The organism is Acinetobacter sp. YH12208, from assembly GCF_013418055.1.
Lineage (GTDB): Bacteria > Pseudomonadota > Gammaproteobacteria > Pseudomonadales > Moraxellaceae > Acinetobacter > Acinetobacter pseudolwoffii.
In genome coordinates, this window is sequence record NZ_VPCT01000004.1 from 129,303 (window position 1) to 141,683 (window position 12,381).

At 42.4% G+C, this 12,381-nt stretch carries 15 protein-coding genes; 12 read left to right on the plus strand and 3 right to left on the minus strand.

Going from position 1 to position 12,381, the window contains the following annotated elements; all coding sequences use genetic code 11:
• Position 1: 1 nt before the first annotated feature.
• The 8 genes from FTU95_RS05985 to FTU95_RS06020 all read left to right on the plus strand — a co-directional run bounded on the left by FTU95_RS05985 (position 2) and on the right by FTU95_RS06020 (position 6,868).
• Positions 2 to 268 (plus strand): MoaD/ThiS family protein, encoded by a 267-nt coding sequence (locus FTU95_RS05985; RefSeq protein WP_004280351.1) that lies wholly within the window; start codon positions 2 to 4, stop codon positions 266 to 268.
• A 1-nt stretch (position 269) separates the two neighbouring features.
• A complete protein-coding gene (locus FTU95_RS05990) occupies positions 270 to 812 on the plus strand; it encodes a molybdenum cofactor biosynthesis protein MoaE (RefSeq protein ID WP_004646997.1) in 543 nt (180 codons plus the stop codon).
• Positions 813 to 882: 70 nt separating this feature from the next.
• Positions 883 to 1,806, plus strand: coding sequence for a bifunctional molybdenum cofactor biosynthesis protein MoaC/MoaB (gene moaCB, locus FTU95_RS05995; RefSeq protein ID WP_004646996.1), 924 nt, complete (start codon positions 883 to 885; stop codon positions 1,804 to 1,806).
• Positions 1,803 to 3,044 (plus strand): molybdopterin molybdotransferase MoeA, encoded by a 1,242-nt coding sequence (locus tag FTU95_RS06000; protein WP_180077848.1) that lies wholly within the window; start codon positions 1,803 to 1,805, stop codon positions 3,042 to 3,044. The genes moaCB and FTU95_RS06000 overlap by 4 nt, the downstream gene beginning before the upstream one ends.
• Positions 3,045 to 3,091: 47 nt before the next feature.
• Positions 3,092 to 3,856 carry a molybdate ABC transporter substrate-binding protein gene (modA, locus tag FTU95_RS06005; RefSeq protein WP_180077850.1) on the plus strand — a complete coding sequence of 255 codons (765 nt, stop codon included), beginning with the start codon at positions 3,092 to 3,094 and terminating at the stop codon, positions 3,854 to 3,856.
• A gap of 6 nt (positions 3,857 to 3,862) precedes the next feature.
• Positions 3,863 to 4,546: a molybdate ABC transporter permease subunit gene (modB, locus tag FTU95_RS06010; RefSeq protein ID WP_180077910.1), complete on the plus strand. Its 684-nt coding sequence runs from the start codon at positions 3,863 to 3,865 to the stop codon at positions 4,544 to 4,546.
• A gap of 1 nt (position 4,547) precedes the next feature.
• Positions 4,548 to 5,189 carry an ATP-binding cassette domain-containing protein gene (locus FTU95_RS06015; protein WP_180077852.1) on the plus strand — a complete coding sequence of 214 codons (642 nt, stop codon included), beginning with the start codon at positions 4,548 to 4,550 and terminating at the stop codon, positions 5,187 to 5,189.
• A 329-nt stretch (positions 5,190 to 5,518) separates the two neighbouring features.
• Positions 5,519 to 6,868, plus strand: coding sequence for an MFS transporter (locus FTU95_RS06020; RefSeq protein ID WP_180077854.1), 1,350 nt, complete (start codon positions 5,519 to 5,521; stop codon positions 6,866 to 6,868).
• Between the two features lie 298 nt (positions 6,869 to 7,166).
• Here FTU95_RS06020 and cynS read toward each other — a convergent pair whose 3' ends face one another.
• Positions 7,167 to 7,616: a cyanase gene (gene cynS, locus FTU95_RS06025; protein WP_180077856.1), complete on the minus strand. Its 450-nt coding sequence runs from the start codon at positions 7,614 to 7,616 to the stop codon at positions 7,167 to 7,169.
• A gap of 188 nt (positions 7,617 to 7,804) precedes the next feature.
• Here cynS and FTU95_RS06030 point away from each other — a divergent pair, with 188 nt between their 5' ends.
• The 3 genes from FTU95_RS06030 (at position 7,805) to FTU95_RS06040 (ending at position 11,351) form a co-directional block, all read left to right on the plus strand.
• Positions 7,805 to 8,551, plus strand: a complete 747-nt coding sequence (locus FTU95_RS06030) for an IS5 family transposase (RefSeq protein ID WP_180077858.1) — start codon at positions 7,805 to 7,807, stop codon at positions 8,549 to 8,551.
• A gap of 193 nt (positions 8,552 to 8,744) precedes the next feature.
• Positions 8,745 to 9,554, plus strand: coding sequence for a formate/nitrite transporter family protein (locus FTU95_RS06035; RefSeq protein WP_180077860.1), 810 nt, complete (start codon positions 8,745 to 8,747; stop codon positions 9,552 to 9,554).
• Between the two features lie 66 nt (positions 9,555 to 9,620).
• Positions 9,621 to 11,351 (plus strand): bifunctional protein-serine/threonine kinase/phosphatase, encoded by a 1,731-nt coding sequence (locus FTU95_RS06040; RefSeq protein ID WP_180077862.1) that lies wholly within the window; start codon positions 9,621 to 9,623, stop codon positions 11,349 to 11,351.
• On the opposite strand, the gene FTU95_RS06045 is transcribed toward FTU95_RS06040, so the two are convergent.
• Positions 11,341 to 11,607, minus strand: a complete 267-nt coding sequence (locus FTU95_RS06045) for a hypothetical protein (protein ID WP_180077864.1) — start codon at positions 11,605 to 11,607, stop codon at positions 11,341 to 11,343. The two genes, FTU95_RS06040 and FTU95_RS06045, sit on opposite strands and share 11 nt — an antisense overlap.
• Between FTU95_RS06045 and FTU95_RS06050 the strand changes: the two genes are divergently transcribed.
• Positions 11,606 to 11,803, plus strand: a complete 198-nt coding sequence (locus tag FTU95_RS06050; RefSeq protein ID WP_004646985.1) for a hypothetical protein — start codon at positions 11,606 to 11,608, stop codon at positions 11,801 to 11,803. The two genes, FTU95_RS06045 and FTU95_RS06050, sit on opposite strands and share 2 nt — an antisense overlap.
• A gap of 158 nt (positions 11,804 to 11,961) precedes the next feature.
• Here FTU95_RS06050 and FTU95_RS06055 read toward each other — a convergent pair whose 3' ends face one another.
• Positions 11,962 to 12,129: a hypothetical protein gene (locus FTU95_RS06055; protein WP_004280333.1), complete on the minus strand. Its 168-nt coding sequence runs from the start codon at positions 12,127 to 12,129 to the stop codon at positions 11,962 to 11,964.
• Between the last annotated feature and the right edge of the window lie 252 nt (positions 12,130 to 12,381).

Here is a 12,381-nt window from a genome sequence, read left to right on the forward strand (position 1 = left end):
TATGTCACTCACTCAGCAAAAATTAATTCATATCAAAATAGAAGCCTTCGGTGCGATTGAACGACAAATTCCCGCAGATTTAAATTTGCAATGCGAGTCTGAAATTCATGTTTCTGAAGTCCTGAACCAGTTGCTATCCCTCTATCCCGATATACAGCCCATGCTGGAACGTTGTGCCTGTGCAATCGGTGAAGACATTATTTCCAGACAGAATGTTTTAAATCGTGACAGTACGCTGGTGCTGTTATCGCCGGTAGCAGGAGGCTGAGATGCAACTCAAGTCACTAAAACAATTTGCCCGAATCCAGCAGACTGCTTTTAGTCTGGAGGATTTTGATGGTATCCAGCATTTTCCGGAATGTGGTGGAATCGGCATCTTTGTCGGAACAGTACGTAACCATCATCAGGGGAAAGCTGTGCGTGCCCTGAAATATACCGCCTATGCGCCTGTGGCTGAAAAAATGATTCGTGAAATTGAACAGCAGATCCAGATCAAATACCAGGTGTCTTATGTACGGGTAGTGCACCGTATTGGTGAGCTGGAGGTTGGGGAAACAGCCATTATTGCTATGGCTTATGCGGCCCATCGTCGTGAGGCCTTCGCTGCCTGTGAGGAAGCTGTGGAACGGGTGAAGCATGAGGTTCCGGTCTGGAAAGAAGAGTTTTATCTGGATGGTAGCAGCCAGTATGTGGAAGGCTGTTGTATTCGAAAAGATCATGGACCTGAAACTAATCACTCTCATCATGCAGAAGAAGCGCATTGTCACCATCACCATGTAGCAGAACACGCTTGCCAATCACCATCTAATTAAATGCGTCCAATGAGGATGCATAAGATGAATCACTTTAAAACAGATTTTAAAAATTAGCCTGGGATGAATCATGAAAAATGTAGGGATGAAAGCAGAAAGTTACCGTACAGCAATTGCCACTGGAATCCTGCATGCACCGCCACATTGCATTGAGCTGCTACGTAATGGCAATACTGAAAAAGGTGATGCCCTGAAAACAGCACGCATTGCCGGCATTCTAGGTGCCAAACGGACCGATGAGCTGATTCCATTGTGCCATCCATTACCGATTTATCGTGCCGATGTGGAATATGAACTGTGTGATGCACATGTCGAAATTATTGCTACTGTTGAAACCATTGGACCAACTGGTGTGGAAATGGAAGCTTTGACAGCGGTCAGTCTGGCAGGTCTGACCTTGTATGACATGCTGAAGCCGCATTGTGAACCGGAAGATTTGTCGCTGGATCAATGCAGGTTGCAGCAGAAAAAAGGCGGAAAATCACATTTTACCCGCGTACTTAAAGAGAGTCTGTCCGCTTCGGTTATTGTGCTGTCCGATACGGTTGCAGCAGGCAAAAAGCCGGACACTGCCGGACAAAACGTAATGGAAATTTTAAAAGAAGCCAATTTTGATTCTATTAGTTATCAGGTTATTCCCGATAGCCCAGAACAGCTCTTGACCCTGATTGAACAGCAGAAAAATCAGTATCCGCTGATTCTAACTGTGGGCGGTACTGGCTTAGGTCCTAAAGACCTGACCGTCGAAACCCTACAACCTTTGCTGCAACGGGAAATTCCCGGTTTAATGGAAGCTTCACGTAGTTTTGGGCAAAAACGTACCCCTTATGCAGCATTAAGTCGTGGCGTGGCTGGCTATATTGAGAACAGTCTGGTGATGACCCTACCGGGAAGTCGTCAGGGTGCGAAAGAATCTCTGATCGCGGTACTTCCGGCTTTGGTGCACTTGTTTGATGTGCAAAAAAATATCCCACATGCGGGGGGCTATCAATGAATCAGGCACTATCACATTCAGCCTGCGGTGCTGAACCCGGACTGATTTCTGTTGATCAGGCACTGCAGATGTTACTTGAGCAGACGCATATCTTGGTAGCTGAAAGCCTGCCGCTTGCTCGGGCTCTGAATCGCTATCTGGCAGAGGCGATTGATTCGGCCATACCATTGCCGCTGTTTTCACAAAGTGCTGTAGATGGCTATGCGCTTTGCAGTCCAGAAAATGTTAGTGCTCACAGCACTTTTGAACTCATTGGAGAGATTCGGGCAGGGCAAAGTACTGAAATTGAACTGCGGCCAGGTCAGGCGGTCCGGATTTTTACCGGTGCCAGGATTCCAGCAGGAACTACAACGGTCGCCCGTCAGGAAATTGTCAAATGCCATGCCAATCAAATCATTATTACAACAGACCTAAAGCCTCATACGGATATACGTGATGCAGGCGAGGAAATCGCACAAGGACAGCGTCTGGCAGATGTAGGACAAAAACTGCATGTAGGTGCAATTGCAGCTTTAAGTATGGCAGGCGTGAAGCAGGTTTTAGTCTATCGTTATCCTAAAATTGCTGTCGTGATTACTGGAGATGAAGTGGTTTCCAGCATTGAGGAGCTGAATTGCGGAAAAATCTTTGATGCCAATGGACCACTGATTCAGGCCTGGTTTCAGTTACAGGGTCACAACGTAGATATTCTGCATGTTTCAGATCATGAGTCTGAGTTGCAAGCATTAATGCATCGTCTTAAAAACCAATACGATGTCATCTTGACCACCGGCGGAGTGTCAGTGGGCGATTATGATTTTATTCGCCCGGTTGCCCTAGATCAAGGTTTTGAGCAGATTTTCTGGAAAGTGAAGCAGAAGCCCGGAAAACCGATGTTATTTGCCAAGTATCAACGAGGCGATAAAAATTGCTGTTACCTTCTGGGTTTGCCGGGGAATCCGGCTGCCGTTTATGTCGGGATGCAAATCTATACGGCAACTTTACTGAATGCCTTACAAGGGCAAAAGGAGTCGCCTGCATGGCTCAGTGCGGTGATGACGCATGATTTGAAAGCGGATGCACGCGAACGATTCTTAAGAATGGCTGCCGAATTTGATCAGGGCACTTTAAAGCTCAAGAGCCTGGCAAAACAACAGTCGCATATGTTGAGTAATCTGATGCAGGCCAACTGTCTGGTCCGTATTCCGGCAAGAACAGAAATCCAGGCCGGGCAAGTGGTACAGGGTTTGTTGATTTGATGTGTCTGCATCAATTTTCAATATTCAAACCAAGCAGAATGAGAAAGATGGATTTATTCAAAGTTCTACTCACCGGCATACTGTTGACTAGCCCCATGCTGCATGCTGAGACAGTAAAAATATATGCTGCAGCAAGCCTGACCAATGCAATCACTGATATTTCCAAACTATATCAGCAGCAATATCGCAATATTCGGATTATTCCTGTTTTTGGAGCATCTTCTGTATTGGCCAGACAGATTTCAGCTGGAGCTGAGAGTGATATCTTTTTTTCTGCAGATCTTGAATGGATGCATGATTTACTTAAAAAACAAAAAATTCAGATCGGTCAGATTCGACCTTTGCTCTTGAATGAACTGGTATTGATTAGTCCTATTCAGCAAAAAAATCATTTTAAAATGTCAGCCGACTTTAATTTTGCTAAGGCCTTTCTGGGTTATTTATGTACCGGACAAATGGAATCGGTGCCTGCCGGGAAATATGCCCAGGAAAGCTTAACCCGGCTGGGCTGGTTAAATCCGCTTCGGGGTAGAATAGTCGGTACGGATAGCGTTCGTTCAACCTTGGCTTTTGTAGAACGTGGCGAATGTCAGGTCGGCATTGTATATAGAACTGATGCCTTGATGAGTAAAAAAGTTAAAATTTCGGGGGTGTTTCCAGCCAGTACACATCGTCCGATTGTGTATCCGATTGCTTTAACCCGGCAAGGCCAGAAAAATCAGGCAGCAGTCCAGTTTTCTGAATTTATCCAGACGAGCGCACAGGCCAGACAGATTTTCCAGAAATATGGTTTTAAGTTCAAGGCTCCATAACTAATGATGCTCACACCAGAAGAATTGAGTGCCTTGATGCTTTCAGCCAAAGTGGCGGGCTTTGCCACAGCGGTGTGCCTGCCATTTGCTATCGCCGTGGCATGGCTACTGGCACGTTATGAATTCAGGGCCAAATTTCTCGTAGAGGCTATATTGCAGATGCCCATGGTGCTACCGCCGGTAGTATTGGGTTATCTTCTGCTCCTGCTATTTGGTCATCAGGGGATACTGGGACAATATCTGCATGCATGGGGAATTCAGCTGATATTTAACTGGAAAGGTGCGGTACTCGCTGCCATGATTGTGGCATTTCCTTTAATGGTTCAACCAATTCGCTTGTCTTTTCAAATGATCAACCGGCAATTAGAACAGGTGGCAGGATCTCTGGGCGCCGCACCATGGCGGGTATTTTGTAGCATTAGCCTGCCTCTGACTTTGCCAGGAATTTTAATCGGCAGCATTTTATGCTTCAGTCGCAGTCTGGGAGAGTTTGGCGCCACGATTACCTTTGTCGGTAATATTCCCGAGGAAACCCGCACGATTCCTATCGCCATTTATAGCCTGTTACAACAGCCTGATGGAGAAAGCATGGCCATGCGTCTGGTCATTTTATCTCTGATTCTGGCTTTTTCAGCCTTGATTGCAAATTACTGGATCATGCAGAAATATCAACGTAAATTGGGGGCTTAATATGCTGAAGTGTGATTTTCAGTTTAATTATGCAAATTTCCAGCTACAGGCCAATCTGGATATGCAGACGCAGTTAATTGGTATTGTGGGAGCCTCGGGAAGTGGGAAAAGCACCTTTTTAAAAAATATTGCAGGACTATTAAAACCATCACAAGGCTTTATTCATTTCCAGCAAAAAATATTATTTGATCATCAGCAGAAACTGAATATTCCTGTTCATCAAAGAAAAATTGCCCTGATTTTTCAGCAAGCCTTACTGTTTCCGCATCTGAATGTCATGCAGAATTTAAACTATGCAGAACAGCTAAATATAAAAAATAAAGGTCAGCAGAAATTTATGTTTGAGGACATTGTGGAACTACTTGAATTAAAGCCACTGCTTCGGCATCGGGCGCGTCAGCTTTCTGGTGGACAGGCACAGCGCGTTTCTATCGGACGTGCACTTTTATCTTCTCCCGATCTATTACTTTTGGATGAACCTTTAAATGGACTGGATCAAAAGCTGAAAAACCAGATTTTACCCTTTCTGAAAATTGTGATTAATCAAACAGATTTACCCATGATTTATGTGACTCATCATGTAGATGAAGTGGCGTATTTGCAGGCGCAGCTGCTGCATTTTGAAAAGGGAAAAATTATTTGATCCAGCACTGCACCGATTTAAACCAGCAATGACTCCGAGCAGGTCATTGTTTAACTATTTTTCTAATAATGCCTCAGAAGATATCTATTTTTTCTCTATTTTGAAAAAAGAAACATCTAATTTAAGAGCTTGAATATAAATTATTTTATTTAAAACAATATCTTATTTTATTTTAAAAATAATCTGGCATGACCTATGCATATATCTGCTTAAAGTCAAAGAAGACTCTACATTTGTATGACGGCCAATGACGTCCGTTCTGATCGTTACTGACATGCCTAGTGCATCACAGTGACTTAAATACGTTCAGTTCTGGTAAGGAAATGGCTATGTCTTCAAATACAAGTCTCAATAAAGCAACAAAAATAAGTCTACTTAACTTCAGTACTTCAGCGATGCGGGCCTTCCATATGAGTTGGCTCGCTTTTTTTGTCTGTTTCTTTGCGTGGTTTGCCTGTGCACCGTTAATGCCTGTCATTGCCGGTGAATTCAGCCTGACCAAAGAGCAGATCGCCAATATCAATATTGCCGCAGTCGCCATTACCATTCTGGTGCGTCTGATCGTGGGGCCGTTGTGTGATAAATACGGTCCGCGTAAAACCTATACCGCCTTACTGATTATTGGCAGTATTCCGGTGTTTGGTGTGGCATCGGCCAACAGCTATGAATCTTTCTTGTTTTTCCGTTTATTGATTGGCGCCATCGGTGCCAGCTTCGTGATCACCCAATATCATACCAGCATCATGTTTGCGCCAAATGTGGTGGGAACGGCAAATGCGACTACAGCAGGCTGGGGTAATGCCGGTGGCGGTGCGACTCAAGCCCTGATGCCTTTAATGTTGGCTGCTTTGGTCATGTTCGGTGTAGAACAGGCAATGGGATGGAGAATTGCGCTTCTGGTGCCGGGTATTCTGATGATCATTGTCGGTGTGCTGTACTGGAAATTCACCCAGGACTGTCCACAAGGCAATTTTAAAGAACTTCGTGCGCAAGGTATTTCTGTCGGTAGCGATAAAAAAGGTGGTCTTGCCATTCTGATGCATGCCGCACGTAACTACCGTGTCTGGATTCTATTTGGGGCTTACGCAGCCTGTTTTGGTATTGAAATTTTTATCCATAATATTATTGCCTTGTACTTTGTCGACAATTTCCAGTTTGGCTTAAAAGAAGCAGGCATGGCAGCCGGGATTTTTGGTTTACTGGCATTGTTTGCCCGTGCCTTGGGAGGTATTGTTTCAGACAAAGTCGCGATTCAAAAAGGTCTGGATGGTCGAACCAAAGTCCTGTTTGCCTTGATCATGCTGGAAGGTCTGTTTCTTATTCTATTTTCGCAAATGAACAGCGCGACCTTGGCGATCATGGCGATGACCATCTTTGCCTTGTTTACTCATATGGCATGTGGCGCTACCTATGCACTGGTACCCTTTATCGACCGTGATGCCTTGGGGGGTGTGGCTGGTATTATTGGAGCAGGTGGCAATGTCGGCGCGGTGGCTGCGGGGTTCCTGTTAAAAGGGATGCTGGATATTCAAACCACTTTGATGGTACTGGGTGGCTTGGTGGTGATTGCTGCAAGTTGTGTGTTGATGATCCGCTTCTCTGTCGAGCATAAAGAAAAAGAACAGCGTTTATATGAACAGGCCGTGACTGAACGTCATCTGGCGGAAGCACAGCAATAATACTACATTCCCGATTTAAAATGAATGAACAAAAAGGATAGCAATATCCTTTTTGTTGTTTTTGCTAACGCAATAATAAAATGATGAGCTATATATTCAGGATAGCAAAATATTATTTAAAAAGTACAGAATGATTGAATTCATCGAATAAAAATAAAATCATTTATAGTTTATATGTTTAACTTGAGATGAAAAAATTATATATATTTTAATAGCGATTTTAAAAAATAAATGAATTTAATAAGTGCAGATAAAATAAAAGCCATTTTAATAATGGCTTTTATTCTTATAGTGGGGATTAATAAGTTTTATAAGGTAAAAACTTTCCGGATAATACGACGTTCACCCGATCTCCGTTTGGATTATTCTCACGTTGAATATCCATATTGAAATCAATTGCACTCATAATTCCATCACCAAATTCTTCATGGATCAGTTCTTTAATAGTCATACCATAGACACTGACGACCTCATACCAGCGATAAATCAGTGGATCTGTCGGCACGCTAGTTGGCAGAGAACCTTTATAGGGTACGATTTGCAGCCAGGCAATGGCTTCGTCAGTCAACCCAAATATTTCACCAATTTTTTCAGCCTGTTCTTTATTAAAAGCCATCTGACCTAAACATGCAGCAGTCACCCATTCTTTAGAAAGGCCTATAGCTTCAGCGACATCTGCCCATTTGATAGACTTTAAAACTTTCGCTGAAATAATCATGTCTGTCACTTGTTGACGATGGCTAATCATAATCTTCTCCAATAGCTATATTAAAAAAATGACCGCTATAGATAATGCAGAGATTGTGCCAATATAAGTATAAGGATTAAATTTTTAAAATAATTTATATGATTTAATTAGGGTCTGTTGACATTTACTGTGCAAAAAAAATAGCGAAAAAGTAGAATTTAATCGCCAAACCAAATCTACTCCTCGCTATGCCTCGTACAATGTTGACTGATCAACACTGGTCTAAGTTAGAAAACATTTTCCGTAATTTTCGTATTTATCTCAAACAAAATCTTCGAAATTTTATTGAAGCTATTCTTTATAGAATCCGTACAGGCTGCCCGTGGCGGGATTTACCTGCTGCCTTCGGAAAGCCAAACTCCATATTCAAGAAATTTTCCCGGTGGTCGAAAGACAATAAGTTATTAAAAATATTTAAGTTAATTTCATCTGATGCTGATCTAGAGTGGGTGTTTATTGATGCTAGCCATGTGAGGGCTCATCAGCATGCTACAGGAATCAAGGATCAGGCTATTTCAAAAAGTATCGGTGGAAACAGTTCTAAAATTCATTTGGCAGTTGATTCTCATGGGAACCCTGTTCAGTTTTTGATAGAGGATGGTACGACCCATGATGTAAAAGTGGCACCGAAATTAATTAATAGCATAGACCTGAATGAGACAGAAATTCTCTGTGCCGATAAGGGGTATGACTCTGAATCCTTGAGAGAACAGATAGAAAAAACGGGGACTCAAGCTAATATTCCCAAGAAATCCAATACGCTTTCAAATAATGATCATGTGGATTGGTATTTTTATAAAATCAGGCACTTAATTGAGAATGCCTTTGCTAGATTAAAGCAATTTAGAGGAATTGCCACACGCTATGACAAGCTAAAGCAAAGCTATGAAAATTCTGTTGCCTTAGCTTGTATCTTTATTTGGCTACCATTATGAAATGTCAACAGACCCTAGTTATTTAAAATAAATGGCATACTATTTGCTTTAATCTATTTTAAATATGGCAACGGCGCCATGACACAACTGATCTGTTTGAATAATGCAAGGCAAAGACGCCTAGGGTTGAAATAGACCTTAGGCGTTTTTTATTTGCAAACAGGCAAGTAATTTATATAAAGGGGATAAAAATATGGCTTATCTTGCTCCTGCAGAGTTTGCAAAAAAAGTGGTCGATGCCGGTGAGGCAAAACTTCATATGGCAACGCGTGATGTTTTAATTCGTGCGTTTATGGCAGGCGCAATTCTGGCATTGGCGGCAGTATTTGCCGTGACGATTGCGGTACAAACAGGGGTGCCACTGATCGGTGCGCTGCTATTTCCAGTCGGTTTCTGCATGTTGTATCTATTGGGCTATGATCTGCTGACCGGGGTATTTGTACTGACCCCTTTGGCCTGGTTAGATAAACGTCCTGGGGTAACGTGGGCACGTATTTTAAAAAACTGGGGATTGGTTTTTTTAGGTAACTTTGCCGGATGTTTGACCGTGGCAGTGTTGATGGCCGCAGTCTATACCATGGGTTTCGCCGCAGAACCGAATGCGGTCGGGGTGAAAATTGCTCATATTGGTGAAGACCGGACTTTGGGCTATGCCGAATATGGTTTTGCTGGCTGGATGACGATTTTTATCCGCGGCATGCTGTGTAACTGGATGGTATCACTCGGTGTAATTGGTGCCATGATGTCAACCACGGTCAGCGGCAAATTCATCGCAATGTGGATGCCGATCATGCTGTTCTTTGCCATGGGTTTTGAACATTCAGTCGTGAATATGTTCCTGTTCCCATTTGCCATGATGATGGGCGGTGATTTCTCGATTACAGACTATTTCTTGTGGAATGAGTTACCGGTTGCACTGGGGAATCTGGTGGGCGGTCTGGCACTGACAGGTCTGGCGCTCTATACCACGCATGTACGTACTGGCGCTAAAAAAGAATTCTAATCTAAGCATGATGATTTATGTCTTGAGATTAAAGGGATCGATTCGATCCCTTTTTGAGTATTTAAAATGAATAAAAAATTAAAGATCAGCATTGGGCAATATTCTTCTGCTGGAATCAAAGCACAGAATCAGGATTTTCACGGGGTCTATATTCCTGAAGGCCACGCGCTTAGCAGTAAGGGAATTGCCTGTGCAATTGCAGACGGGATCAGCAGCAGCAATGTCAGTCATATTGCAGCAGAAACTGCGGTCAGCAGTTTTCTATCGGATTATTATTCGACTTCGGATGCATGGAGTACCCAAACTTCAGCGGCACGGGTCATTCGTGCGACCAATTCCTGGCTCTATGCACAAACCCAGCAGAGCCGCGGGCGTTTTGATAAGGATCAGGGTTATGTTTGCACCTTTAGTGCACTGATTTTGAAACAAAACAGGGCGCATATTTTTCATACAGGCGATAGCCGGATTTATCGCATTCAGGCACAAGCCATTGAACAGTTGACGGCTGATCACCGGGTTTTCCTGTCATCAACAGAACATTATTTAAGTCGTGCACTGGGTGCCGACCATCGTATCGATGTCGATTATCAGCAGCTTGAATTATGTGAAGATGATTTATTTATCTTGATGACAGATGGTGTCTATGAGTTTATTGATATGCAGCTCATATCGGAGATGCTGCAACAGCAACAACATCTGGATATCATTGCCAAGTCTATAGTCGAACTGGCCTTAAAGCGGGGTAGTGATGATAATCTCACCATTCAAATCATTAAAGTGGAACAGTTGCCTGATGAGGAATCCTTTCATATCAAGAGCCATGTTTTATTTCCGCAACAGCTGAGTCATGGCGACCTGTTTGAAGGTTATCGAATTGATAAAATCCTGCACCAAAATCATCGCAGCAGCCTCTATTTGGCGCATGATGAAGCAACACAAAATCAGCTGGTTATTAAAACCTTGTCTGTCGATGTGCAGGATGACCTGCAAGCGATGGAACAATTTCAGCTGGAAGACTGGGTATCGAAACGCTTAAAACATGAAAATCTGCTGCAATGCTATCCACATAAGGGCAGCAAGAAGTTTTTATTTCAAAGTTATGAATATTTACAAGGGGAAAGCCTAAACCGATGGCTGCACCGTCATAAAACTGCTTTAACTTTACAGCAGTTGCTTCCGATCATTGAGCAGGTGGCCAAAGCATTGAATGCCATGCACCGTCTTGAAATGCTGCACCAGGATGTACGACCAGAAAATGTCATGCTGCTCGAACCAGCCGATACCTTGAAAGTGAAACTGATTGATTATGGATCGACTGCGGTCAGAGGTCTGGTTGAACTGAATCCCAAACACGCAGATGTTCCTTTGGGAACCTTGGCCTTTATGGCACCTGAGTATTTTATTGGACGCTCACCCTCAGTAAAATCAGATCAGTTCTCGCTGGCGGTGATGAGTTATTATTTATTAACCCGACAGTTGCCTTATGGGACGGACCTCGCGCGCTGCAAGACCGAAAAGGCCTTAAAGCAGGTTCGATATCATCCTCTCTATGAGTATCGACCGGATCTGCCACATGGCTTGGACGCAATCTTTAAAAAAGCGCTTTCCATTCGCCCGGAGCAGCGCTATGAAGCACTTTCAGCCTTTATATATGATCTGAAACACCCAGATATCAAATTTAAAAAATCAGTTTCACGCCCTATGCTTGAAAAGCATCCAGTCACTTTCTGGAAATGCTGCACAGCGATTCTTTTTTTGTTATTGCTCTGGGTGTTTGCAGTATATTTTAGCCAATGAAAATAATCCAAATCAGCTGTTGAACGATTTTTTTTGACTGAAGTAAAAAATCAGATGTGATTTGAGCTGAGATGTAGTCAAAATATCTATTTATTCTTATTGCAGATTTTTCTATTTTTACGATGATTGACTCTGTTTTTTCGAAGATTATCCCTATAAAATAGAAAGTGCAGTTAAAATCTAAGTAAGCATAAAAACATTGGAATAATAATTGCTTATTTTTAATACCATTAGAATAAAAAGGCAGATGAGACATGAAAATTCAATTTTTTAAGCTGATTTTAATCTTGAGCAGCAGCATGGTGATGAGCCAAACCAGTCTCGCCGGAGATGGTGGCTTGCGTTTTGCTGAGAAAAATCAGGAAATAGCGGCACAAATTCAGGCCAAGAAAAAAACGGCAGAAATACAAGCGCAGTCCCTACAAGCAAAAGCCTCTACAGAAACGAAATAGTAAAATAGCACTCATCCAAGAAGGTGAGCTGTTCAGATTAGATCAGATGTATAAGATGTGGTGATGCGAAAAACTAGTCCATAACTTTTTAATACTGAAAAAAAACTCCCCATCTATTTTAAGAATGGGGAGTTTTTTATTTTGCATCTCAGGGAAAATTACTGAATTTGTTCCTCATCCTGTCTTTCCTGACGCAGCTGATCACGTTGTCTCTGTGGATCATGAAGGCCTAATTGACCTCGCTGGATCTCACGATCCTGTTTTTCTTGAGGATCAAGTTGTTCTTCAGTGAGTTCTTCATCATTTCGATCGATTGGATTCGACATAGTCTTTCATCCTCTAAAATACTTTCTAATTTTTATTGTATGAGTGCAGCAAAATTATTCTGTAACTTTTATACTTGAGTTAGTTTTCGATCTTGTTGCTGCTGTAAGTTTAAACGATATTTAATGGGTTATTTTAATGATGTTTAAGTTAACCAAGAAAACTAAATTAATAAAAATTGAGGGAATAGAAATTTAAACCTATTAATCCAATAGGTGAATATATCTCATTATTCTGGTTTTAAAATGAGAAAA